Annotated in this window: 28 protein-coding genes; 7 read left to right on the top strand and 21 right to left on the bottom strand. The window is 62.7% G+C overall.

Annotated features, from left to right (window positions below):
* The first annotated feature begins 1 nt into the window (after position 1).
* Together NKH28_RS10195 and NKH28_RS10200 are read left to right on the top strand one after the other, a co-directional pair.
* Positions 2 to 130, top strand: a complete 129-nt coding sequence (locus NKH28_RS10195) for a hypothetical protein (RefSeq protein WP_280952094.1) — start codon at positions 2 to 4, stop codon at positions 128 to 130.
* Positions 131 to 138: 8 nt separating this feature from the next.
* The gene (locus NKH28_RS10200; RefSeq protein ID WP_352473431.1) at positions 139 to 327 is read left to right on the top strand and encodes a hypothetical protein; all 189 of its coding nucleotides are present in this window, start codon (positions 139 to 141) and stop codon (positions 325 to 327) included.
* Here the strand turns inward: NKH28_RS10200 and NKH28_RS10205 are convergent.
* The 6 genes from NKH28_RS10205 to NKH28_RS10230 all read right to left on the bottom strand — a co-directional run bounded on the left by NKH28_RS10205 (position 313) and on the right by NKH28_RS10230 (position 6,060).
* Entirely contained in the window at positions 313 to 1,074 is a 762-nt protein-coding gene (locus NKH28_RS10205) for a GntR family transcriptional regulator (RefSeq protein WP_352473432.1), read from the bottom strand. The genes NKH28_RS10200 and NKH28_RS10205 overlap by 15 nt on opposite strands.
* Before the next feature lie 70 nt (positions 1,075 to 1,144).
* Positions 1,145 to 1,927, bottom strand: a complete 783-nt coding sequence (locus NKH28_RS10210; RefSeq protein WP_352451506.1) for an SDR family NAD(P)-dependent oxidoreductase — start codon at positions 1,925 to 1,927, stop codon at positions 1,145 to 1,147.
* Positions 1,928 to 2,026: 99 nt separating this feature from the next.
* Complete coding sequence (locus tag NKH28_RS10215) at positions 2,027 to 2,941, bottom strand: PfkB family carbohydrate kinase (protein WP_352473433.1); 915 nt, start codon at positions 2,939 to 2,941, stop codon at positions 2,027 to 2,029.
* On the bottom strand, positions 2,938 to 4,137 hold the full coding sequence (uxuA, locus tag NKH28_RS10220) for a mannonate dehydratase (protein ID WP_352473434.1): 1,200 nt from the start codon (positions 4,135 to 4,137) through the stop codon (positions 2,938 to 2,940). The genes NKH28_RS10215 and uxuA overlap by 4 nt, the downstream gene beginning before the upstream one ends.
* A 154-nt stretch (positions 4,138 to 4,291) precedes the next feature.
* Positions 4,292 to 4,951, bottom strand: coding sequence for a ThuA domain-containing protein (locus NKH28_RS10225; protein ID WP_352473436.1), 660 nt, complete (start codon positions 4,949 to 4,951; stop codon positions 4,292 to 4,294).
* An 11-nt stretch (positions 4,952 to 4,962) separates the two neighbouring features.
* Positions 4,963 to 6,060 (bottom strand): Gfo/Idh/MocA family protein, encoded by a 1,098-nt coding sequence (locus NKH28_RS10230; RefSeq protein WP_352473437.1) that lies wholly within the window; start codon positions 6,058 to 6,060, stop codon positions 4,963 to 4,965.
* Positions 6,061 to 6,326: 266 nt separating this feature from the next.
* Between NKH28_RS10230 and NKH28_RS10235 the strand changes: the two genes are divergently transcribed.
* Entirely contained in the window at positions 6,327 to 7,235 is a 909-nt protein-coding gene (locus tag NKH28_RS10235; protein WP_352978723.1) for a dihydrodipicolinate synthase family protein, read from the top strand.
* Here NKH28_RS10235 and NKH28_RS10240 read toward each other — a convergent pair whose 3' ends face one another.
* The 6 genes from NKH28_RS10240 to NKH28_RS10265 form a co-directional block, all read right to left on the bottom strand.
* On the bottom strand, positions 7,236 to 7,616 hold the full coding sequence (locus NKH28_RS10240) for a DUF1801 domain-containing protein (protein WP_352612052.1): 381 nt from the start codon (positions 7,614 to 7,616) through the stop codon (positions 7,236 to 7,238).
* 109 nt (positions 7,617 to 7,725) lie between these two features.
* On the bottom strand, positions 7,726 to 8,196 hold the full coding sequence (locus NKH28_RS10245) for a DUF1801 domain-containing protein (RefSeq protein WP_352978725.1): 471 nt from the start codon (positions 8,194 to 8,196) through the stop codon (positions 7,726 to 7,728).
* Positions 8,197 to 8,200: 4 nt separating this feature from the next.
* On the bottom strand, positions 8,201 to 8,431 hold the full coding sequence (locus tag NKH28_RS10250) for a hypothetical protein (RefSeq protein WP_352612050.1): 231 nt from the start codon (positions 8,429 to 8,431) through the stop codon (positions 8,201 to 8,203).
* Positions 8,432 to 8,518: 87 nt separating this feature from the next.
* The gene (locus NKH28_RS10255; protein ID WP_352978727.1) at positions 8,519 to 8,911 is read right to left on the bottom strand and encodes a VOC family protein; all 393 of its coding nucleotides are present in this window, start codon (positions 8,909 to 8,911) and stop codon (positions 8,519 to 8,521) included.
* Between the two features lie 71 nt (positions 8,912 to 8,982).
* Positions 8,983 to 9,393: an SRPBCC family protein gene (locus tag NKH28_RS10260; RefSeq protein WP_352473443.1), complete on the bottom strand. Its 411-nt coding sequence runs from the start codon at positions 9,391 to 9,393 to the stop codon at positions 8,983 to 8,985.
* On the bottom strand, positions 9,390 to 9,713 hold the full coding sequence (locus NKH28_RS10265) for an ArsR/SmtB family transcription factor (protein WP_352978729.1): 324 nt from the start codon (positions 9,711 to 9,713) through the stop codon (positions 9,390 to 9,392). The genes NKH28_RS10260 and NKH28_RS10265 overlap by 4 nt, the downstream gene beginning before the upstream one ends.
* Before the next feature lie 194 nt (positions 9,714 to 9,907).
* Here NKH28_RS10265 and NKH28_RS10270 point away from each other — a divergent pair, with 194 nt between their 5' ends.
* From NKH28_RS10270 to NKH28_RS10285, 4 genes are all read left to right on the top strand, one after another.
* A complete protein-coding gene (locus NKH28_RS10270; RefSeq protein WP_352502143.1) occupies positions 9,908 to 10,150 on the top strand; it encodes a type II toxin-antitoxin system Phd/YefM family antitoxin in 243 nt (80 codons plus the stop codon).
* Positions 10,147 to 10,575 carry a type II toxin-antitoxin system VapC family toxin gene (locus NKH28_RS10275; protein WP_352612047.1) on the top strand — a complete coding sequence of 143 codons (429 nt, stop codon included), beginning with the start codon at positions 10,147 to 10,149 and terminating at the stop codon, positions 10,573 to 10,575. The genes NKH28_RS10270 and NKH28_RS10275 overlap by 4 nt, the downstream gene beginning before the upstream one ends.
* A gap of 107 nt (positions 10,576 to 10,682) precedes the next feature.
* The gene (locus NKH28_RS10280) at positions 10,683 to 10,913 is read left to right on the top strand and encodes an AbrB/MazE/SpoVT family DNA-binding domain-containing protein (protein WP_352978731.1); all 231 of its coding nucleotides are present in this window, start codon (positions 10,683 to 10,685) and stop codon (positions 10,911 to 10,913) included.
* Complete coding sequence (locus tag NKH28_RS10285) at positions 10,903 to 11,310, top strand: PIN domain-containing protein (RefSeq protein WP_352502141.1); 408 nt, start codon at positions 10,903 to 10,905, stop codon at positions 11,308 to 11,310. The genes NKH28_RS10280 and NKH28_RS10285 overlap by 11 nt, the downstream gene beginning before the upstream one ends.
* Positions 11,311 to 11,397: 87 nt before the next feature.
* Here NKH28_RS10285 and NKH28_RS10290 read toward each other — a convergent pair whose 3' ends face one another.
* The 9 genes from NKH28_RS10290 to NKH28_RS10330 form a co-directional block, all read right to left on the bottom strand.
* On the bottom strand, positions 11,398 to 12,654 hold the full coding sequence (locus NKH28_RS10290) for an RNA polymerase sigma factor (RefSeq protein ID WP_352473445.1): 1,257 nt from the start codon (positions 12,652 to 12,654) through the stop codon (positions 11,398 to 11,400).
* An 86-nt stretch (positions 12,655 to 12,740) separates the two neighbouring features.
* Entirely contained in the window at positions 12,741 to 13,142 is a 402-nt protein-coding gene (locus NKH28_RS10295; protein WP_051406115.1) for a YciI family protein, read from the bottom strand.
* A gap of 204 nt (positions 13,143 to 13,346) precedes the next feature.
* Complete coding sequence (locus NKH28_RS10300; RefSeq protein WP_352451005.1) at positions 13,347 to 14,129, bottom strand: ABC transporter ATP-binding protein; 783 nt, start codon at positions 14,127 to 14,129, stop codon at positions 13,347 to 13,349.
* A gap of 10 nt (positions 14,130 to 14,139) precedes the next feature.
* Positions 14,140 to 14,937 (bottom strand): ABC transporter permease, encoded by a 798-nt coding sequence (locus tag NKH28_RS10305; protein WP_502906617.1) that lies wholly within the window; start codon positions 14,935 to 14,937, stop codon positions 14,140 to 14,142.
* A 97-nt stretch (positions 14,938 to 15,034) separates the two neighbouring features.
* A complete protein-coding gene (locus NKH28_RS10310) occupies positions 15,035 to 16,036 on the bottom strand; it encodes an ABC transporter substrate-binding protein (RefSeq protein ID WP_502893732.1) in 1,002 nt (333 codons plus the stop codon).
* Positions 16,037 to 16,262: 226 nt separating this feature from the next.
* Positions 16,263 to 16,994 (bottom strand): histidine utilization transcriptional repressor HutC, encoded by a 732-nt coding sequence (gene hutC / locus NKH28_RS10315; protein ID WP_352502138.1) that lies wholly within the window; start codon positions 16,992 to 16,994, stop codon positions 16,263 to 16,265.
* Positions 16,995 to 17,025: 31 nt separating this feature from the next.
* Positions 17,026 to 18,048, bottom strand: coding sequence for a zinc-dependent alcohol dehydrogenase (locus NKH28_RS10320; protein WP_352542053.1), 1,023 nt, complete (start codon positions 18,046 to 18,048; stop codon positions 17,026 to 17,028).
* 15 nt (positions 18,049 to 18,063) lie between these two features.
* Complete coding sequence (hisD, locus tag NKH28_RS10325) at positions 18,064 to 19,386, bottom strand: histidinol dehydrogenase (RefSeq protein WP_352542044.1); 1,323 nt, start codon at positions 19,384 to 19,386, stop codon at positions 18,064 to 18,066.
* Positions 19,387 to 19,466: 80 nt separating this feature from the next.
* Positions 19,467 to 20,240: an SDR family NAD(P)-dependent oxidoreductase gene (locus tag NKH28_RS10330; RefSeq protein ID WP_352451001.1), complete on the bottom strand. Its 774-nt coding sequence runs from the start codon at positions 20,238 to 20,240 to the stop codon at positions 19,467 to 19,469.
* Between the last annotated feature and the right edge of the window lie 64 nt (positions 20,241 to 20,304).

A 20,304-nucleotide genomic window follows, 5' to 3' on the forward strand; every position in this document is an offset into this window, starting at 1 on the left:
GATGCCTCGTTTCGTCGCCTGGATCGTGGTCGTACTGGTCGTGCTGTTCGCCGCCTGGCTGATGATCGGGCGCGACAGAACCGGCGGCGGAGGTCAGCCCACGCCGCACGCAATTGATCAAAATGGATAGGAACCGACATGACGGGAACCGATACTCATCCTGAACAAGACCCGGCGGAAGGATCGCGATCGATAGTGGAAAAGCAGCTCCGCAACGAGCAAGGCGGTGAGGGTCAAAATCGCAAAGCCGAGCCAGCTTCCGACACATCCGGCAGCAAGACCAAGACACCTTCGGAAGCGCGCAAGAAAGGCTCAGGCTTGGATTGAGCCGGCCGAAAGCGGGCTCACACTGCCGTTTGCCTCGAAATAATAGGGATAGCGCTCCTGGACGATTTCGAGCACCTCGAAGATGCGGCGAAGATGCGTTCGCATCGCCTCTTCCGCCGCAAGCGCGTCGGCCTGCTCGAGCGTATCGACAATCCGCCGATGTTGGCCGAGAACCACCGACATGCTGTCGAGGCGCGGGAAAGACAGGAAACGGAAGCGGTCCATGTGCAGCTTCGCCGCGCTGATGTCGGCCCAGATTCCGGGGAAGCCGGCATGGCTGGCGATGTGCTGGTGGAACAGCTCGTCCGACTTGAAAAAGCGCCTGTCGTCCGCGATGGAGGCGAACGTCTCCTGGACCGCCAGTTCGCCTTTGAGCATGGCGAGCAGTTCGGCGCGACGCGGGCTCTCGACCGCGCGCTTGATCAGGCCGACTTCGAGCGCTTCGCGCAGAAACTGCGATTTCTCGAGATCGGCAATCCGGAGCGGCGCCACCATGCTGCCGCGCTGCGGATAAATGTCGATCAAGCCAAGACCGGCCAGCCGGGCGAGCGCCTCCCTGACCGGCGTGCGGCTCACGCCGAGGGCTTCCGACATCGCCTTTTCAGAAATCAGCTCGTGCGGCTTCAGGCGGAAGGTCAGGATCTGGTCGAGCAAAACCTCGAACGTCCTAGCCGCGACTGAAGCGCCGGGGGCGGTTTCGTCGAGCCGCCCCTCGGTGATGGTCCGCGTTCCCAAAAGCCGTGCCATCGGCGACCCCTTATAGGCTCTGCAGCTTCAAGCCGTTCATGAAATGCCTGCGCAAGCAGCAGCGCCGACGTTATTCCTTGCGCGGAGAACCGCCGATGCGCGCCAGCAGGCCGCCATCGACGCGTACGACCTCGCCGGTGACGAAGGAGGCATCGTCGGACAGCAGGAAGGCGACGACTGCGGCAATCTCTTGCGGCTGGGCGGTACGGCCGAGCGGATGCATGTTGTCGAGGATGCGCAGGATCTCGTCGGGCTTATCGTTGAGCTTGACCGCATCCCGCAGCATCGGCGTGTCGACGGCGCCCGGAGCGACGGCATTGACGCGCACACCGAGTGGCGCATAATCGACGGCCATCGATTTGACCAGCCCGATCAGGCCGTGCTTGGCCGTGCTGTAGGCCAGAACCCCTTCCTGGCTGGCCAGACCCTGCACCGAGCTCATATGGACGATGGCGCCGCGGCTTTGCCGCAGCAGCGGCATCGCCGCGCGGGAGAGCAGGTAGGCAGCCTTGAGGTTGACGTTCATCACCTCGTCCCAAAGCGCCTCGTCCGTGGTCTCCACCGTTCCGTAACGCTGGATGCCGGCATTGTGGGAGAGCATGTCGAGCCCGCCGAACGCGGATCGGGCAAGCTCGACGGCGCGGCCACAGGCTTCAGTGTCGGCGGTCGAGCCAAGCACGGTGTGCACGGTCACGCCGCGCGCCGAAAGCTGCGCCGCGACGTCATCCAGCTGATCGCCCGCCCGGTCGAACAGAATCAGGTCGACGCCTTGCCCGGCCAGCCTTTCGGCGACAGCACGGCCGATGCCCATGGCCGCCCCCGTGACCAGTGCGCGTTTTTTGAACTCAGCCATTTATTCTCCCTCGAACAGTTGCGCAGCGACTGCCATGGTAGTCGATCGGCGCCACTTGACGTGCCCTTCTTTGCCGAACCGGCCCAACCGTGTTCGGCGTCATGTCGATCCTTGCATGAAAGCCAGCGTTTCCGCGCGCGTCGGTGCGCCAAGACGTCCGCCAAAGCGCAGGCACTTTAGCGCGGCGGCGGCGCTGGCCACTGCTACCGCCCGCTCTTCGTCCCAACCTTCGGCCAGACCGAGAGCGAAGGTGCCGTGAAACACGTCGCCTGCCGCCAGGGTGTCGACGGCTTCGACCCGCGGCGACGGCAGATGACGGACATCATTGCCGCCCGGGTGCCGGAACGCGGTGCCGTTCGCCCCATCGGTGACCGCCACGAAGGCGCCGGTCCGTTCGCCGAGAATGGCGACGGCGGAACCGGCGGAAACCTCTGGACCGCAAAGGATGCGTGCCGCCGGCAGCGAAGCAACGACATGCGAGGCGAGCGGCAGTAGCCGGTCGAGCACCGGTCGCGACGCGACATCGGCGTCAAGGATCGCCGGGATGCCGCACTCGCGAGCCTTCGCCAGCGCCAGGGCCGCGGCTCCGGGCCAGCGGACATCAACCAGCACGGCGTCGAAGCGGGAAAAATCCGCGGGCGGAAGACGGTCAGGATCGGCTTGCGTGATTGCATCGTAGAAGGGCACAATCATACGCTCGCCGGCGGCATCGACCAGGATCGTGGCAATGGCCGAGCGACCGCCTTCAACCCTGCGCACCAGCGAACAGTCGACCCGCTCCGCCTCCATCTGGCCGATGACATCGCGGCCGACAGCATCGTCGCCGACGCTTGCCCATAGCCAGACCTGCCCGCCCTGGCGGCTGGCTGACGCGGCGGCGCTTGCCGCCATCCCGGCCGCGATCTGCACGGCCTCGCTCGGCAGGAACTTGCCGGCGCCGGAGGGCAGGACATCGAGGCGCAAGATCGTGTCGTAGGTGAGCGCGCCGACGCAGAGCAGGCGGGGCGCCGTCATTGCAGCCGGTAGCCGCGCTGATGGGCAATCGCTGTCATCACGCCTCTCAATTCGGCAAGGCCGCGAAGACGGCCGATCACGGGGTAGCCGGGATGGGTGTGCCGCGCGGCGTCATCAATCAGCTCGTGGCCATGATCCGGGCGAAACGGCAGCAGCGCCGCCGGTTCACCGGCATCGCGGCGGCGTTGCTGCTCGTCGAGCAAGATCGAGACCACCGAGACCATGTCGACATCGCCGCTCAGATGCTCGGATTCCATGAACGAGCCGTCCGGGTCCATGCTGACATTGCGCAGATGCACGAAGTTTATCTTGTGCGCAAAGCGCCTGGCGATGGCGGGCACGTCATTGGCCGGGTTGGCGCCCAGCGACCCGGTGCACAAGGTGAGGCCGCTATGGGCCGATGGCACGGCGTCCAGGATAAGGGCGATGTCGTCGGCGTTCTTGACGATCCGGCACAGGCCGACGAGATCGCGCGGCGGATCGTCCGGGTGGATCGCCAACGTGACGCCCGCCTCTTCGGCCGCCGGCAGCACGTTTTCGAGAAAACGGACGAGGTTCTCGCGCAGCCGGTCGTGCGACAGGCCCGACTGCTCGGCCACCACTTCGCGCAATTCTGCTATGTCGTAGCGTTTGAAGGCGCCCGGCAGGCCGGCCATGATGTTGGCGAGCAGACGCTCTTTTGACGTATCCGGCGTCGTCTCGAACCATTCGCTCGCCCGCTGGAGAACATCGGACGCATAGTCGCGCTCCGATCCCTTGCGCTGCAGCATGTAGCAATCGAACGCGGCAAGCTCGTGCATGTTCATGCGGAGCGCCCGTCCGCCGCCCGGCAGCGGCGCAGCCAGGTCGGTCCGGGTCCAGTCGAGGATCAGCATGAAGTTGTAGCAGACCGTGCGCACACCGCAGGCGCCGAGATTGCGTAAGGTCTGCCTGAAATTGTCGTAGAGCCGGTCGAGATCGCCGCGGCCCAGCTTGATGTCCTCGTGCACGGGCACACTCTCGACGACGCTCCATTTCAGGCCCATCGCCGGATCCGCTTCGATAAGCGCCTGGCGCTGCCTGATGGCGTCGATCGGCCAGACTTCGCCGTAAGGGATGTCGTGCAGTGCCGTCACGATGCCGGTCGCGCCGGCCTGCCTGGCATGGGCAAGCGTTGCTGCGTCGCTCGGCCCAAACCATCGCCACGTCTGCTCCATTCGACCTCCAGCTGCGGAATTTCTCGATGAGGACCGCTGATGTATTGGATACTACCATGGCAGTCAATTGCTTGCCGCAGCCCAGTGCCTGTGTCTGCGTTCGGGCCGCCCCCTATGAGAGATTACAACGGTACGTGGCGTTCAGATTGAACGGCTATGCAAGGTCCGAGTTTCGGCTGGCCCAAATCGCGCCGCGTTCGAACATCGTGCGCATTTGCGGCACGGCGAACTCGTCGGCGGTGTGGCCGAGCGCGCTGTAGAAGACGCGGCCCTTGCCGTAGCGGCGCTTCCAGACGACCGGCATGACGACGCCGGCGATGAAATCGAGATGCTCGCCGGTGAAAGTAGTCGTCGCCAGCACCTCGTTGGTCGGATCGACATGCATGTAATACTGCTCTGAACGGTAGGCGAAGCCGTCGATGCCCTGCATGACCGGATCGTCTGGCCTGGTGATGTCGACGTGATAGTCGATGATGTTGCCGGGATGGGCGACCCACTGGCCGCCGGTCATGAACTGGTATTCCGGCTCGTTGCGGAAGCTGTCGCACATGGTGCCGTGAAAGCCCGCAAGGCCGGTGCCGGCCCTGACGGCGCTGGTCAGGTTTTGCAGCTCCGGCTTTTCGATCGTCGACATGGTGATCACCGGGACAATGAGATCGAGCATGCCCAGCTGCGGATCGGCAAGCGCCGAAGTCCCCTGCTCCAGCTGCACGTCGAAGCCGTTGCCGGCCAGCATCTCCTTGACGATTTCGGCGCTCCGGGCCGGGGTGTGACCTTCCCAGCCGCCCCAGAAAATCAGTGCCGTCTTGCTCATCGCATTATTCCCTATTCCAGAATTCCGAAAGGCAGGTCGGCCTGCATCGGCGCCGGCCGGGCGCAGCCATATCTCAGGTCGATACGCTGGCCTATCTCTGCTGAAGAGATGATCGATTCCATGATTTCCAGGACATGGAGGGAAAGATCGAGACTGGCGCGGTGTTGCCTGCCCGAGACGATCGCCTGCGCCATGTCGGCAAGGCCGAGGCCCCGGTAATTGCCGTCGCCATAGGAATGGATCTGATCGGCCACCGTCCAGTCGCCCTTGCACTGGCTGGTCCTGATGTCGCCCTGGAACTGGTTGGGATCGGAGACGATCATCGAGCCCGTGGTTCCGTAAAGTTCGATGTGATTGTGTTCATGCTTCCAGACGTCGAAGCTGGTGGTGATCGAGACCGCGGCGCCATTCTCGAATGCGAGCAGGCCGGAAATATGGGTCGGCACCTCGACCCGGATGGTCTCGCCCTGGCGCGGTCCAGAACCGATGGTGCGGGTGGCGTAGGATGACTTCGCCTGCCCGGTCACGGATTTTACCGGACCCAGGAGATTGACCAGGCAGGTCAGGTAGTACGGTCCCATGTCGAGCATCGGCCCGCCGCCGGGCTGATAGTAGAAATCCGGATTGGGATGCCAGAGCTCGTGGCCGGGCACCTGCATGAAGGCAGAGCCGGCGACAATGGTCCCGACCGTATCCTTATCGACCAGCCGCCGCGCCGTTTGGTGGGAGCCGCCAAGAAAGGTGTCGGGTGCACAGCCGACGCGCACGCCCTTTTCGCGCGCGGCCGCGACCAGCCGCTCGGCGTCGCTGAGCGTCGTTGCCAGCGGCTTCTCGGAATAGACGTGCTTGCCTTGCCCGACAGCCTGCAGGCCGACCGGCACATGATGCTGCGGCGTCGTCAGGTTGAGCACGATCTCGACGCGCGGATCGGCCAACAGCGCGTCGACCGGCATGGCAGCCAGGGCGTAGGTCGCTGCCTTGGCCTCGGCCGCCGTCCGGTTGACGTCGGCGACGCCGACAATGTCGAGCACCGGGAATTGTGGCGATGCCTTCAGATAGGCATCCGAAATGTTGCCGCAGCCGATAATGCCGACGCCGATGCTGCGCATGGGCTTCTCCTCAAAAGGCGGCATTGATGAAACAGCAGAACTCGTTTGTCACCCCCCTTTCGGCCGGACGAGGTTATCCCGTGACAAGGATATACCTCGAGAGCCTCAGAACCGCCGCCCGATCACAATCGCGCGCCTATGCGCGAGCGGCTTGATTTCGAGGTCGAACGGCCGGTACTCAGCAACACTGCCTCATGTAGCTTGCTCGACATTTCTGATGCCCGGCTTTGAGCACAGCACAGATTTTCACCCGTAGAAGGACGCACATGATCCGCCCACAAGGAACCATCGCACCGATCCTGACGCCGTTCGAAAACGACGGCCGCATTGCCCGCGACCTCTGGATATCACACGCCAAGTGGGTGCTGGATCAGGGAGCGCATTTCCTGTCGCCGTTCGGCACCACGGGCGAGGCGTTGTCCGTCTCGTTGCGCGAGCGCATGCAAGCGCTGGAGTGGCTGGTCGAGGCCGGCATTTCGCCAAGCCATCTGATGCCCGGCACCGGTGTCACAGCACTTGCCGAGACCGTCGAGCTGACGGCGCATGCCGTCGGGCTCGGCTGTGCCGGGGTGATGGTGCTGCCGTCGTTCTTCTATACGGCCGCCGGCGACAACGGACAGGCCCGCTACTATGGCGAGCTGATCGAACGGGTGGCGAACCCGGCGATGAGGATGATCCTCTACCACATCCCGCAGAATTCCGGCGTACCGGTGAGCCCGGCGCTGACCGCCCGCTTGAGCCAAGCGTTTCCGGATGTCGTGGTGGCTTACAAGGACAGCGCCGGCGATTGGAACAACACCGCGGCGGTCATTGCGGCAGCTCCAGGGGTCGCGGTGTTCCCGAGTTCGGAAGCACAGCTGACGAAAGGCCTCGCCAACGGTGCTGCGGGCTGCATCTCGGCGACGGTCAATCTGAATGCCGCAGCGATCCGGGCCCTCTACGACGCAGCGCTGGCGGGAGAGGACATTACTGACGCGGATGCCGCCATCAAGGCGTTCCGCAAAATCATCCAGGACGCCGGCCTCATCTCCGCGATGAAGGCAGTGCTGGCGGTACGGTCCGGCGACAGACGCTGGCTGAACCTGCGCGCGCCGCATGAGAACGCGACGCAAGCCACCGGCGAAGCTTTGCTCGCCGCTCTCGGCCCGCTAGCCGACCATATCGGCCGGAGCTGACTATCGGGCCGTGTTCAGGGCGGCAGCAGCGCGTATCAGCGCCTTGAACGCATTCTCATCTATGTCTTCGCCCTCACGGATATCGATGGCGCGCCTGGTGTTGCCTTCGAGGCTGGAGTTGAACAGGCCTGAAGGATCCTGCAGGGCGGCGCCCTTTGCGAAGGTCACCTTCACGACGTTCTTGTAGGTCTCGCCGGTGCAGATTATTCCGGCGTGCGACCACACCGGAACGCCTCGCCACTTCCACTCCTCGACCACTTCCGGGTCAGCCTGCTTGACGAGAGCGCGGACATGGGAAAGCGTCTTGCCTCGCCAATCGCCCAGCTCACTGATCCTCGCATCTATCAGCTGCGAGGGGGAGCTCTCTGCATTTCCTTCCATAGAGCCACTCTTCATCACCATTGTCGCTTTCCCTAGGGTTGTTGCCGCTCGCCCGTCACATGAATACCGCTAGTCGGCACCGGATTTGCGGGAATGACTGGCATTCCACTCACATTCGCTCGCCAGGCAACTGGCTGGCTTGCTTTACCCAGTCGGTGAGTTGAGCTTCGTCGAGCTGGTCGTCCTCGCGGATGTCGAGGTAGCGCACGTCCTTGTGCTTGGACTCGCCTGGAGGGAAAGGATGCAGCGACGTGCCGCGGAAGAAAGCCAGCTTGATGTACTTTGTGAAGCAATGGAAGTTGAGGAACCAGCCTTGACCCTCTACGCCATAGAAGGGCGAGTTCCATTTGACGGCCTTGCGCAGGTTGGGAACGTTGCGCTCGATGAGTGCGTCGAGGCGGCGGCCGACGTCGCGTTTCCAGCCCGGCATGGCCGCGATGTAGGCCTGCACAGGAGCGTCACCATCACCCTTCGGGATCTGCGGGTTGCCGCCTGCGAGGAGGACCGGCTTGGCGGCTGCAGGCTTGGGGGCGGGCTTCTTCGCGACCGCCGCTGACTTGATGGACGTCTTGTTGGCCATGCGGTCACTCCAATGCGCCGGTGCCCCCTGCGTTGCGCCACTTGGGAGCGTAAGGCAGCACGAACATGTACAGTCCGGTAAGCAGGAGCAAGCAGAGTGGAAACAGCGGCAAGAGGTATACCCAGTAGGCGGGTTCCTTGCCTACTCCCAGGCTGATGAAGATGGCGGCGACGACCGCCGCAAAGATGATCGACAGCCAGCGGTGGATCTGCCGAACCCATTTGTTCCAATCCATTGAGACCTCCTCTGAAGACGAACCGAAGCGGATCGGGCAGCCCGTTTGGCGACTCCCGCCGGGCAGCCACGCCACTGAACGCATGCTTTACCAGCGCGCCAGTTGGGTGATTTGAACGAGATTGCCGCAGTTGTCGTTCAGCTGGGCGATGGTCGAGCCGGTTACTTCGGTCGGCGGCATCGTGAACTCGGCGCCGCGCGCTTTGATGCGCTCGTAGTCGCCCTTGACGTTATCGGTGAAGAACATGACCGCGGGCTGGCCCTGCTGGAAAATGGCTTGCTGGTAGGTCTTTGCAGCGGGGTTGTCATTGAGCGCGAGTTGCAGCTCGGTACTGTCCGGCTCGTCGGGTGATGCGACGGTCAGCCAGCGAAACGGCCCATTGCTGAAATCGGCCTTCTTGGTAAAGCCGAGCGTTTCGGTGTAAAAGCCCAGTGCCTTTTCCTGGTCGTCCACGTATACTTTGGCCAACTTGATCTTCATTGGCTTGCCTCCATTATCGCCTCGTGATGTCGCTCTGTAACAGAGCCCTTGCCTGGATAGCCCAGCGGATCTCAGTCCGTCCGCGCCAGAACCTGCTCCAGATCGTCAAAGAACCTCGGCCAGCCGACTTTGGCACCCCGGAAGTAAGGCTGCTGATCCGGCCGGAAGCCCGACTGTTCCATGCGCAAGCGGGCTCCGGTGCTCGTGGGGGTGAGGGTCCAGGAGACGACACTCTTGAGATCCTTGGTATCCCACGTGTAAGTCAGTGTTCTGTTCGGCTCGACCGTCTGCACCTGACATTCGACAGCGCCCCAGTCTGCGTGAAGATTGAAACGGTGGTCCGCGACAGGTTTGAAGTCATTTTTCATGAGCCACTCCTCGATCAAGTGTGGTTGCGTGAGCGCGCGCCAGATCTTCTCGGGCGGATAAGCGATTTCCCGTTCGACAACGACGGAGAGCGTTTCGGTCGACGTTCGGTTCACTGGTCCATCCTTTTGAGCAGGTCTTCGAGGTCGTCGAACCGGCTCTGCCAGAACCCAGTCATCTGGCTTGTCCAGTCGATCAGGGAGGCAAGCGCAGCAAGCTGCGCGCTATAATGGGTCTGTCGCCCTGCATGGCGGTCGCGCACGAGCCCGGCCTGCCTCAAAACGCCGAGATGTTTTGACACGGCCGGTTGCGAAATTCCGGCCTGAGCCGTCAGAGCCCCGACCGTCTGCTCTCCTTCGCGACACAGCCGCTCAAAAATAGCGCGCCGAGTCGGATCGGCAAGCGTTCTGAAGAGTACATCGTGAGCGTTTGGCATTGGGATCGATAACTCTTCGGCTATTGATCGATGTATAACCGCCGGGATATGTGTGAGTCAAGCGGGAAGCGGCATAATTCTCGTTGCAGGTCACCTGCTTCGCTCACGCAGCCAGTTGCTTATTCGCCGTGCTCTGCACTGGAATTGTCACGCGTTATGCGCTACATGACCATCTACATGGTCAGGAGCGTGACATGGATGCAGTCAATCTGGCGGACGCCAAGGCACATCTGAGTGAGCTCGTCGACCGGGTTGAAGCTGGAGACTCGATCGACATAACCCGGCGTGGCAAGCCGGTCGCCAGGCTCACGGCCGTGGCCCGCCCTCGCAAACGGATCGACGCCGTCCTGCTCCAATCCCTGACCGCAACCATGTCTCTGCAGGCTCAGGCTGCCACCGATCTGGTGCGATCGATGCGAGATGGCGATCGCTATTGACGTCCTATCTCGATACTTCGCTGATCATCGCGGCGCTATCCAACGAAGCCGTGACCGCGCGCGTTCAGGGCTGGCTGGCGGAGCAGGACCCTGCGCAACTTGTGATCAGCGACTGGACCATCACCGAGATGTCCTCCGCCATGGCGGTCAAGCTTCGGACCGGACAGATCGACCTGGATCAACGCGCGGCAGCGCTCGCGATGTTCAATAAGCTTGTCGCTGAGAGCTTCACCGTGCTGCCGGTGACGGGCGGGCATTTTCGGGTCGCCGCGAAATTCGCCGATCAGCATATCCTCGGGCTTCGTGCTGGCGACGCCCTGCACCTCGCGACGGCATCGGAGCATGGCGCCACGGTGTGGACCCTCGACCAGCGGCTCGCCGAGGCAGGACCGATTCTCGGCGTGCCGACGCAGTTGATGGCATGATCGAGGCCCTCTCCTCCAAAATGAACACACTATTGGCTGCAATTCTTGACCCTTGACGACTTGTGGATATACATTTCTCCCAGCGTATATCTAAGAGAGGAAGTGGCATGCAGGTCGCCAGATGGGGAAACGGTCTTGCGGTCCGCCTTCCCGCCGCTGTGGTCGAAGCGCTTGAACTCAGGGAAGGCGATGAGATCGAAATCCATGTCGCTGACGCCCGCCAGCTTGGCGTCGCGCGGAAGCCCGGGCGTGAGGAGTTGCTGAAGCGTCTCCGCGCCTTCCGCGGTCGGCTTCCCGCTGACTTCAAATTCGATCGGGACGAGGCAAATGCCCGCTAGTTTTTTCGATACCAATGTCCTTCTTTATATCGCGTCAGACGACACGGCGAAGGCGGATCGGGCCGAGGCGGTCATCGCCGATGGCGGGGCGATCAGCGTGCAGGTTCTCAATGAACTCACCAATGTCGCGCGTCGGAAGATGCAAATGTCATGGGACGACACGCATGCGCTGCTGACCACGCTGCGCGGCCTGTTGACGGTTCATCCGCTCACGCACGAGACCCACGAAACAGGATTGAGGCTCGCCGAGCGGTACGGCCTTTCCACCTATGAAGCGATGATCGCCTCCGCGGCGGTTCACGCTGGCTGCGATACACTCTGGTCAGAGGACATGCAGCACGGAATGGCGCTCGACGAAGGCTTGCGCATCGTTAATCCCTTTCGCGTTGCGAGCTGATCACGCTCATTGAAGGGGGCTGGCCGGGAGCGAACTGGCGGCTTTCGATGTTGCCGAGCGGCGCGTCGGGCACGGAGAGCGATGCTGTCAACCACAAGCGTCTGCGCGGGCGAGGAGAAAGGCCGCTTCGCGCACGTTGCGGGTGAGCTTGGCCGCAGCCTCGAATTCGGCGCGGGCCTCGGCCAGCCGGCCGGCCCGAAACAGAAAATCGCCTCTCGCCGCCGGCAATGGCGCATAATTGCGCAAGGCGGCGGCGTCGGCAATCTCGTCTACCAGCCGCAGGCCCGCTTCGGGCCCGAAGGCCATGCTGTGGGCGACCGCTCGATTGAGATCGACCACCGGCGAGGGCATCACTGCACGCAGCCGGTCGTAGAGCGCTGCGATGCGGGGCCAGTCGGTGTCGGCCGGACTGCGCGCCCGCGCGTGACAGGCTGCAAGCGCGGCCTGCAACACATAGGGGCCATCGCCCCCGAGGGCTTCGGCACGGGCCAGCGCGTCAAGGCCTCGGCGGATCAGCAGCTGGTCCCAGCGCGCGCGGTTTTGCTCGGTCAGGGTCAAGAGGGCGCCGTCCGGCCCGATGCGTGCCGGCAGGCGCGATGCCTGGATTTCCATCAGAGCCAGCAGGCCGAACACCTCGGCATCCTCGGCCATCAACCCCGCCAGCATGCGGCCGAGCCGTTGTGCCTCCAGGCACAGGCTCGGCCGGACAAGGTCGTCGCCTGCCGTGGCGGCATAGCCTTCATTGAAGATGAGATAGATGACCTCCAGCACCGAGGACAGACGCGCTGCACGCTCGGCGCCGCGCGGCACCTCGAAGCTGAGCCTGGCCTTTCCGATCGTCCGCTTTGCGCGGACGATGCGCTGGGCGATCGTCACCTCGCTCGACAGGAAAGCACGGGCGATCTCGTCCGTCGTCAGGCCGCCGATGACACGCAGCGTGAGGGCCGCGCGGGCGTCGGCCGAAAGTATGGGGTGGCAGGCTGTGAAGATGAGGCCCAGCAGTTCGTCGCCAAGATCGTTGTTCATGGCCATTTCGTTTCCCTCGGCCGTACCGTCGCACTCGCCGTCCAGCTCCCGCGCGATCTCCTCATGCTTGCGCTCGCGCATCTTGTCGCGACGGATCGCATCGATGGCGCGGTGTTTGGCGACTGTCATCAGCCAAGCGCCAGGATTGGCCGGAACGCCGGTCCTGGACCATTCGGATAGGGCTATGACGAGGGCGTCCTGCACCAGTTCCTCTGCAAGATCGACATTGCGCACGAGGCGGGCCAGGCCCGCGATGAGCCGGGCCCGTTCAATGCGAAAAATCGCCTCGATCGCCTGCTGCGTCTCGCCTGCCGTCATGCTGCCTTATCGGCCAAAGCCATAACGAAGGCAAAGCAGGTTGCGGCCGACAGGTTCAGTTGCCGCTGAGCTTCTCGCGCGTCCGGTCATGGATTTCCGTGACCTCCGGCGTCAGATTCCCATTGCCAATCAGCCATCTCGTACAGCGGCCGGATTTCAATCTCGCTCGGTCCCGGCATGGGATTGGGGCAGCGCTTCACCCAGGCGACCGCCTCGTCCATGTCCTTGACTTCCCAGAGCCAAAAGCCGGCGACCAGTTCGCGGGTCTCGGCGAAAGGGCCGTCGATGACCGTCCGGCGGGGGCCATCGAAGGCAACGCGCTTGCCCTGCGAGGAGGGCTTGAGGCCATCGGCGTCGAGCAAGATGCCGGCATTGCGCAGCTCGTCGTTAAACCTGCCCATCGCCTCCATCGCCTCCTTCGCCTCGGGCGTGGGGACAAAGCCCTTTTCGCTGTCCTCGGTAGCCTTCACGAGCACCATCACACGCATCGTCTGTCTCCTTGTTGAGCCGGACTCACCGGCCCGGCATCGAAACGACGAACGGAGTTTAGGAAATCGACATTGTCCTGCAAATTTTTTTCGAGGTTGAGGAGAAGCCGCCGATCGCGGCTCCCCTGGTCAGGAATCGCGATGGCGCGATATCGAGATTGGGCGCAACGCTGGTCGCCGATTGTAAGTAATTGAGTGGCCCGCCTAAACCATTTCGGGACGTTTTGAGGCCTCGCGGATCGCCTTGTGCACGCTGCGCTGCAAATCCATGAAGGCCGGGGTTTCCATGACCTCTTCCCGGCGCGGGCGCTCGATGTCGACATTGAAGGTCTGCATGATGCGTCCTGGGCCGATCCCCATCACGACGATGCGGTCCGACAGGTAGACGGCTTCTTCCACATCATGGGTGACGAAGAGCACGGTGAGCCTGTGCTCCTCCCAGATCTGCGTCAGGAGTTCCTGCATCTGATGCCTGGTCAAGGCATCGAGCGCGCCAAAGGGCTCGTCCATCAGAAGCATTTTGGGTCGATAGGAAAGAGCACGCGCTATGGCCACCCGTTGCTTCATGCCGCCCGAAAGCTCAGACGGATAACGATTGGCGCTGTGAGGGAGCTTGACCAGATCGAGATGCTCGCGTGCTATCCTGCGGCAGGTCGCGCGATCATGACCCGCGGCCTTGAGGGCGAACTCGATGTTCTGCTGCGCCGTCAGCCAGGGAAGCAGGGTGTAGGACTGGAAGACGACGCCGCGGTCGAGGCCCGGCTGCAGGATCGGCGCGCCATCGATGGCAAGATCTCCCGCGTCGAAATCCTGCAGTCCGGCAACGATCGACAGCAGAGTGCTCTTGCCGCAACCCGACGTGCCCACCAGCGAGACGAACTCGTTGTCGGCAAGATCGAGATTGATATCGCGCAGCACTTCCGTGCGCCGCGCGCCCGTGCCGAAGCTCTTGTGGAGACCCTCGATCCGCAATTTGGGCAAACTCATCGGCCCGGCCTCATTGCACGTGGCCCTCCTGCCGGAACAGCACTTTTCCCAGTGCCTTCATGACCTGGTCGGTGATGAGGCCAAGCACGCCCAGCAGCAAGATGTAGCCGATGATGGTGTTTGTCTGGAAATAACGCTGGGACACGGTGATGCGGTAGCCGAGCCCTGATGTCGCCGCGACAAGTTCCGCCAACACCAGCCAGGTCCATGCCCAGCCGAGACTGATGCGCAACGTATCCCAGATGCCTGGCAAGGCGCTGGGAACCACGATGCGCGTCAGGATCCTGCGATCCGGCAGGCCGAGCGTCCTGCCAAGGCCGATGAAATCAGCGGGAACCCGCTTCACATTGTCCATGATCATCAGCACCTGCTGGAAGAAGGTGCCGATGAAGATGATCAGGAACTTCTGGGCATCGCCGGTCCCCGACCACAGGATGGAGAGGGGCACGAAAGCGACCACCGGCATGTAGCGGATGAAATCCACAAGCGGCTCGATCGCCGCTTCCCAAGTCCTGAAGCTGCCGATCAGCACGCCAATCGGAATCGCCAATGCCGAGGCGATGAGGAAGCCAACAGAAATACGGTATATTGAGGTCCTGAGATCCAGCCACAGCGTGCCGTCACCCGAGAGCTTGCCGAGCTGGGTCACCACGCTCCCCGGCGAGGGCAGGAAAATCGGCTTTACCAGCCCCAACCCCGTTGCCGCCCACCAGGCGAGGCCAAGGCCGGCAAAAACCGCCACTGCTATCATCAGGAAGCGCGAGCGTGCGATGGGCGCGCCGATCCCGGAGGTTCGGCGACGGCGCATCGGCTGTTTGATCACCTGCCCCGGCGCTGCGTGAGACGGGCTTGGCTTGGTCGCACGCTGCTCGGACATTTGCGTCACCACCGCGAGCCGGCCCTCGTCATTTCGCGGCCTTGACGAATGACGGGTCGATCATCTGCTCCGGCGTCACGTCCGCCTGAAGCAGCCCGGCGTTCTTGGCGGCTGCCTCGACATCGGCGAATGTCTTGGTGGAAAATTCGCCCGTCAGCGCATCCTTGTTTTCGGCGAGAGTATAGTAACGCACGCCATCAAAGGCGGTGTTGAGGTCTTCGACGCTCGAACCAACCGCCTTGGAGATGATCGCCCGGCCGTCGGGCGTGTCGGCATTGTAAGCCTTCAGGGCCGCATCCCAGGTTTTGATCATGGCAAGCACCTGGCCGGGACGCGACTTGATCACCTCATCGCGCACCACCAACACGTCACTGATCAGGCCGGGATCTTCGCCTGCGGTGAAGAGCAGCTTGACGTCCTTGTTCTGTGCCCTGGCCGCGGTGAGATAGGGCTCATAGGTAACCGCGACCGGGACCTGGCCGGCGATCAACGCACTGCCGGCATCCGCCGCCGGCATTGGAACCGGCTGGACATCGGCGATGGACATGCCGTTCTTGGCGAGCGCGTATTTGAGCAGGATGTCGCTCGTCGTGCCTTCCTCGAAAGCCACCTGTTTGCCCTTGAGGTCGGCGACGGAGGCGATGTCCTTGCCGGCGATCATGGCGTCCGCCGTCATGCTGACGTCGAGCAGAAGCACGATCTTCACCGGCAGGCCGGCCGCAACCATGCCCATAGCCGTGTGGGTCGCGATGTTGGCGGCATCGAGCTGGCCGCTCGCCAGGGCGGCGTTGATGTCCTTGTCCTCGGCGAAGTTCACGATCTGCACGTCGGACAGCCCGTTTGCCTTGAACAGACCCTTGGCTTCGGCGACGTGCCACTGGCCGTAGCCAAGCCATGGCTCGATGCCTATCTTGAATGTTCCTGCCTCAGGCGTCGCCGGAATTGTCGTGTCGGCCGCGTAGACCGCCGGGGCAAACCCGACGGCAGCAGCCATAACGAGTGCCCGAAATTGTCCTGCTAGGTTACGCATCATCTTGTTCCCCTTGATGATCAGGCCGCTTTTTTGAACCAAACATCCGGCCTGGTGAGAATGCGGGCTTCTGCTCTTGCGGCACCGTGCCTCGGCATCTTAGCTGTCCGTTCAACGAAAGTGCGACGACACTTCAACGTCAGCAACAGCGGATGTCAAGGCTAAATACATACATGCATATACAAGTTAGCCCCCCTCCTTCCGACTCTGATTCGCTTCACTGCGATCAGGTTTTTTTGGATGGAGAATATCGACTGCCAAGCGAGTAGCGGCTGCCAACGTAAGTCAGCTTGCTGATCGTGGCAACGACGGCGCCCGTCCATGTCCGGCGATGCAGAAACAGGCAGCAGCTGCCGACGTCGATGCCCAGATACCGCGCCGTCTCGGCATCGGCAGGGGTCGCCGAGATGATGTGCTCGACCTCCGTCACGGGGGTTTTCTGCATGAGGTAGTCGTAGGTCGCTGTCTTGGAAAAATCCTGCTTGTCATAGTCGGGTATCAGGCCCGGGTTGACGAAGCGCTCTTCCAGTTGCACAGGCAGGTCGTTCTCGAAGTTGACGACGATGGAATGATAGACCGACACGCGCTTTGCAAACTCAAACGAAAGCGCGAGCTCCTTTGTCGGCGTGATCTTTTCGAGGACGATAACCTCAGAGCGATGCCTGTTTCCCCGCGCGACAATTTCCGCCGCGATGTTGTTGATCTCGATCAGTGCGGATTGCGGTCGAGGCGGCGCGATGAATGTGCCGACGCCCTGGAGCCGGATCAGAAAACCCGCAGAGGTCAACTCCCGCAAGGCACGATGGACCGTCATCCGAGACACGCCGAGTGTCGCCACGAATTCATTTTCGGACGGCAGCTTGCGGTCCTTGCTCCATCGCCCCGTTCCGATATTCGTCAGGATGTAGTCCTTGACCTTCTCGTAAAGAGGGCTGGCGGTGTCGGGCAAAGTGATCATTACAAAAATCCTTTCCGGCAAGGTTCGGAAATCACACGCGCCCGGCAGACCGCATCCGGATGATTGTTTTCAAGCCATCGCCCTGTCCCGCCAACAACCGCTTATAGGCTGCGGGAACATCATCCAGGCCGATCTCCCGGTCGATCAGTTCGACCATGGGCTCGGTCAATTCGCCGAGCATCCGGATGGCGTCGGGAAGCTCATCGGCAAAGGCGTGGCATCCCAGCAATGCGATTTCGCGTTCAACCAGGATGTTGGGATCGATATCGAGGCGGCCGTGGAATATGCCGACCATCGCAACGGTGCCGCCGGCGTCGAGAACGCCGAGCAACTGGCCGAGTGCTGCGATGCTGCCGGTCGCTTCGACGGCAGCGAGCAAGGGGGCATCCGCGGTGGCGGCGGCGATGGCGTTCCGGTTCAAATCGACGATGCTGGCGCCGGTGACCCGCGCCACGCGGGCGCAGCGGCCCTGATTGCGGTCGGCGACGAGCACGGTACCTGCGAATGTCCGGGAAAGCAGCAGTGCGGCAAGCCCGCCAATGGTCCCGCAGCCGACGACAAGAACGGAACCGGCCGTTTTCGGCAGACGCCGCACTGCGTGCAACGCTACAGCCAGCGGCTCGGCCATCGCCGCGACCCGTTCGTCAAGCACGGCATTGACGATGTGCAGGAGGCGTGCGGGCAGGACCGCCTGTTCGGCAAATCCGCCGTCGCATATCTCGCCGACAAAGCCCAGCGACGTGCAAAGATGCCGCTTGCCTGCATGGCATTGCGCGCATTCTCCGCACCAGAAACGGGAATCGGCGACCACTCGGTCGCCAACACCGACGGTATCCACGCCCTCGCCGATGGCAATCACCGTGCCTGTCAGCTCATGGCCGGCCGTGGAAGGCGATCGGCTTATCCATTGGCCCGTGCGGAAGTTGTGGAGATCGGAACCGCAAATGCCTGCGGCATCGACCCTCAGCTTCACCCAGCCTGGCTCGGGAGCGCCTGGCGCGGCGATATCCTCGACGCGCAGGTCGCCGGGTCCATGGAGCCGCGCCGCCCTCATCGTCATCGTTTCCGCTCAGCCGGCGAGATAGCGATCGCGGATCTCCGAAACCGCGTTCTCATGCGAGCTGAATCCTTCGTAGCGGGCGAGCCTGCGGGCATGCAGGGCGAGTTCCGGATAGGCCGCCGAGGTCACATAGCCGACCGACGATCTCTTGACGAAATCCGTCACGGAAAGCGGTCCAAAGGTTCGCGCCCACCGGCTGGTCGGCAGCACCGCATTGGGTCCCAGGACGAAGTTGGCGAGGGTCACCGGCGTATGCGGACCCATGAGGATCTCGGCAGCTTCCGTGATACGTCCGAGATGCGCAAATGGCTCCGTTGACAGAATCTCGAGATGCTCCGGCGCATAATCGTTGATGAAGCGGTAGCTGTCCTCCAGCGACTCGGTCAGCACGATGCCGCCGCGCCTTCCAGTCAGCACCGCGCGCGAGAACTCCACACGCTGTTCGCTCATCCGGGACCAATGTTCCGGTATCGCAATCAATGCGGCTTCGGCGACCTTGCGGCTGTGCGTCACCAGGTAGGCCGAGGAATCCGGCCCGTGCTCGGCCTCGATCAACAGGTCAAGAGCAGCCAGGCCGCCGTCGACGCTGTGATCGGCAAAAATGATCGCTTCGGAAGGACCGGCGGGGAGACCTGTGTTGATGATCGGGGACAACACGCTCTTTGCCGCCACCACCCAGGGGCTCCCCGGCCCGACGATCTTGACGGCAGGCTTCACGGTCTCGGTCCCATAGGCGACGGCGGCGACCGCATGGGCGCCGCCGCACTTGTACACGGTCTCCACGCCGGCGATGCGGGCAGCAACCAGCGTCGCGGCGTCGACGGAACCATCCGAAGTCGCAGGCGTCACGATCGCGATCTGGGGAACCCCGGCAATCACCGCCGGAACCGAAGTCATCATCGTCACCGAGGGAAAGGCGCCTTTGCCGCGCGGCACATAAAGCGCAACGGAAGCAATCGGTGTGTATCGGTCGCCCGCATAGGCGCCCGGCCGAACTTCCTTGAGCCACATCGTTTCCGGGCGCTGCTCCTCGTGGAAATGCCGGATGTTCTCAATGCCGAACCGGATACTCTCCACGACATCCTTTTCGACCTTGTCGAATGCCGCGTCGAACTCCGCTTCCGAAACTTTCAGTCCACCGTCGGCAACATCGGCTTTGTCGAGTTCGCGTGCAAACCGGAGCAGTGCCGCGTCACCTTCATCCTTGACGGCCTGAATGATTGGACGGACCTTTTCGATGAAGGAAGACAGATCTCCTTCGGCGCGTTTCAGTAAACTGGCCCGCTGATCGACGCTGAGGGATGACAGGCGGTGGAAGCTGACGTCAGACATGGCGGCTCCTTTTGTTAGAACGCAATTACGATTAGCGCTTGTCGATCACTTCTGGGACACGTCTCCGGCCCCTGAAGCCTTCAAATCGATGCGAGAAAGCCTCCATCCACGGGAATGGACTGGCCGGTTATGTAGGCTGCCGCATCCGAAGCGAGGAACACCGCGATTCCGTGCAGGTCCGAGAGATCACCAAAACGGCGCTGCGGAATCTTGGCGAGCATCGATTGCTGCCACGCCTCGTTGCTGTAGAACACGTCTGTCATCGCTGTTCTGAAATAGCCAGGCGCAATGGCGTTGACCCGGATCCCGAGATCGGCCCACTCTGCAGCAAGCGCCCGCGTCATGCCGAGGAGGCCTGATTTCGACGAGCCGTACGGCACCGCCGTGGGAACCCCAACCTCGGAGGTCAGCGAGCAGAGATTGATAATGACGCCGGGCCGTCCGGCGTCTCTCATCTGCCGCGCGGCGGCTTGGGCGCAGAAGAAGGCGCCTTTGAGATTCGTATCGACAATCCGGTCCCACAAGGCCTCGTCGACATCGAGTGAAGGCCGGACCTCTTCCACCCCCGCATTGTTGACGAGAATATCGAGACCTCCGAGCAGGCTGCCGGCCTCGGCTGTCGCCGCCCGGCAGCGGTCGACATCGGTGACATCCAGGGCGATGGCATGCGCGACCCCGCCGGCGGTGCGGATGGCGGCCATCGTCTTCTCGAGCGAGGCCACGCTGCGCGCTGTGACCGCGACGTCGGCGCCGGCCGCGCTGAGCGCCTCGGCGATGCTGCGCCCGATGCCACGGCTTGCGCCGGTTACAAGCGCCTTCCTGCCTGACAGATCGAAGAGAGATGCGTTGCGCATGTCATCGTCCTTGGTAATGTCGCGCTTGGACCGATCGCGTCGAGACTATCCGAATGCAGCTTAT

Source organism: Mesorhizobium sp. M1227 (assembly GCF_040318315.1).
Taxonomy (GTDB): Bacteria; Pseudomonadota; Alphaproteobacteria; order Rhizobiales; family Rhizobiaceae; genus Mesorhizobium.

Excerpts from the sequence above, each read along its gene's own strand:
- NKH28_RS10195 (WP_280952094.1), top strand. The coding sequence starts at position 2 with ATGCCTCGTTTCGTCGCCTGGATCGTGGTCGTACTGGTCGTGCTGTTC.
- NKH28_RS10200 (WP_352473431.1), top strand. The coding sequence starts at position 139 with ATGACGGGAACCGATACTCATCCTGAACAAGACCCGGCGGAAGGATCG.
- NKH28_RS10205 (WP_352473432.1), bottom strand. The coding sequence starts at position 1,074 with ATGGCACGGCTTTTGGGAACGCGGACCATCACCGAGGGGCGGCTCGAC.
- NKH28_RS10210 (WP_352451506.1), bottom strand. The coding sequence starts at position 1,927 with ATGGCTGAGTTCAAAAAACGCGCACTGGTCACGGGGGCGGCCATGGGC.
- NKH28_RS10215 (WP_352473433.1), bottom strand. The coding sequence starts at position 2,941 with ATGACGGCGCCCCGCCTGCTCTGCGTCGGCGCGCTCACCTACGACACG.
- uxuA (WP_352473434.1), bottom strand. The coding sequence starts at position 4,137 with ATGGAGCAGACGTGGCGATGGTTTGGGCCGAGCGACGCAGCAACGCTT.
- NKH28_RS10225 (WP_352473436.1), bottom strand. The coding sequence starts at position 4,951 with ATGAGCAAGACGGCACTGATTTTCTGGGGCGGCTGGGAAGGTCACACC.
- NKH28_RS10230 (WP_352473437.1), bottom strand. The coding sequence starts at position 6,060 with ATGCGCAGCATCGGCGTCGGCATTATCGGCTGCGGCAACATTTCGGAT.
- NKH28_RS10235 (WP_352978723.1), top strand. The coding sequence starts at position 6,327 with ATGATCCGCCCACAAGGAACCATCGCACCGATCCTGACGCCGTTCGAA.
- NKH28_RS10240 (WP_352612052.1), bottom strand. The coding sequence starts at position 7,616 with ATGGAAGGAAATGCAGAGAGCTCCCCCTCGCAGCTGATAGATGCGAGG.
- NKH28_RS10245 (WP_352978725.1), bottom strand. The coding sequence starts at position 8,196 with ATGGCCAACAAGACGTCCATCAAGTCAGCGGCGGTCGCGAAGAAGCCC.
- NKH28_RS10250 (WP_352612050.1), bottom strand. The coding sequence starts at position 8,431 with ATGGATTGGAACAAATGGGTTCGGCAGATCCACCGCTGGCTGTCGATC.
- NKH28_RS10255 (WP_352978727.1), bottom strand. The coding sequence starts at position 8,911 with ATGAAGATCAAGTTGGCCAAAGTATACGTGGACGACCAGGAAAAGGCA.
- NKH28_RS10265 (WP_352978729.1), bottom strand. The coding sequence starts at position 9,713 with ATGCCAAACGCTCACGATGTACTCTTCAGAACGCTTGCCGATCCGACT.
- NKH28_RS10270 (WP_352502143.1), top strand. The coding sequence starts at position 9,908 with ATGGATGCAGTCAATCTGGCGGACGCCAAGGCACATCTGAGTGAGCTC.
- NKH28_RS10280 (WP_352978731.1), top strand. The coding sequence starts at position 10,683 with ATGCAGGTCGCCAGATGGGGAAACGGTCTTGCGGTCCGCCTTCCCGCC.
- NKH28_RS10285 (WP_352502141.1), top strand. The coding sequence starts at position 10,903 with ATGCCCGCTAGTTTTTTCGATACCAATGTCCTTCTTTATATCGCGTCA.
- NKH28_RS10290 (WP_352473445.1), bottom strand. The coding sequence starts at position 12,654 with ATGACGGCAGGCGAGACGCAGCAGGCGATCGAGGCGATTTTTCGCATT.
- NKH28_RS10295 (WP_051406115.1), bottom strand. The coding sequence starts at position 13,142 with ATGCGTGTGATGGTGCTCGTGAAGGCTACCGAGGACAGCGAAAAGGGC.
- NKH28_RS10300 (WP_352451005.1), bottom strand. The coding sequence starts at position 14,129 with ATGAGTTTGCCCAAATTGCGGATCGAGGGTCTCCACAAGAGCTTCGGC.
- NKH28_RS10305 (WP_502906617.1), bottom strand. The coding sequence starts at position 14,937 with ATGCGCCGTCGCCGAACCTCCGGGATCGGCGCGCCCATCGCACGCTCG.
- NKH28_RS10310 (WP_502893732.1), bottom strand. The coding sequence starts at position 16,036 with ATGCGTAACCTAGCAGGACAATTTCGGGCACTCGTTATGGCTGCTGCC.
- hutC (WP_352502138.1), bottom strand. The coding sequence starts at position 16,994 with ATGATCACTTTGCCCGACACCGCCAGCCCTCTTTACGAGAAGGTCAAG.
- NKH28_RS10320 (WP_352542053.1), bottom strand. The coding sequence starts at position 18,048 with ATGAGGGCGGCGCGGCTCCATGGACCCGGCGACCTGCGCGTCGAGGAT.
- hisD (WP_352542044.1), bottom strand. The coding sequence starts at position 19,386 with ATGTCTGACGTCAGCTTCCACCGCCTGTCATCCCTCAGCGTCGATCAG.
- NKH28_RS10330 (WP_352451001.1), bottom strand. The coding sequence starts at position 20,240 with ATGCGCAACGCATCTCTCTTCGATCTGTCAGGCAGGAAGGCGCTTGTA.